The sequence below is a fragment of the Micromonospora sp. DSM 43699 genome (assembly GCF_055517075.1).
The window spans coordinates 1-593 of sequence record NZ_JBTMMT010000170.1; the positions used below are offsets into that span (position 1 = coordinate 1).

The window sequence follows — 593 nt, forward strand, 5'->3', positions numbered from 1 at the left end:
GGGTGGAGGTGGTGACGGAGACTCGGGATTGGCCGGTGGTGGATCGTGTGCGTCGTGCGGGGGTGTCGGCGTTCGGTATTTCGGGGACGAATGCGCATCTGATTTTGGAGCAGGCTCCGGAGTTTGATGAGGCCATGGCCGCTGGGTCCACCGATGCCGATGCCGATGCCGCTGGTGGTGGCGAAGGTGGTGCTGGTGGGGGTTTGTCGGTGGTTCCGGTGGTGGTGTCGGGGCGGTCGGTGGGGGCGTTGCGGGCGCAGGCGGCGCGGTTGCGTGAGGTGTGCGCGGGACTGGCTGACGGTGGTTCCGGTCTGGTGGATGTGGGTTGGTCGTTGGTGTCGTCGCGGTCGGTGTTCGAGCATCGTGCGGTCGTGTTCGGCGGTGGTGTGGGGGAGGTTGTCGCTGGTTTGGATGAGGTGGCGTCGGGTTCGGTGGTGGCGGGTTCGGTGGTGGAGCGGCCGGGTTCGGGTTCGGTGGTGGTGGGTTCGGTGGGTTCGGGTGTGGCGGTTGGTGGTGGTCGGGTGGTGTTTGTGTTTCCGGGTCAGGGGTGGCAGTGGGTGGGTATGGGTGCGGTGTTGTTGGACGAGTCGGAG

At 66.8% G+C, this 593-nt stretch carries 1 pseudogene; it reads left to right on the forward strand.

Going from position 1 to position 593, the window contains the following annotated elements:
* Window positions 1-11: 11 nt before the first annotated feature.
* Window positions 12-593, forward strand: a pseudogene (locus AC0AIB_RS31075) (hypothetical protein); the annotation flags it as partial.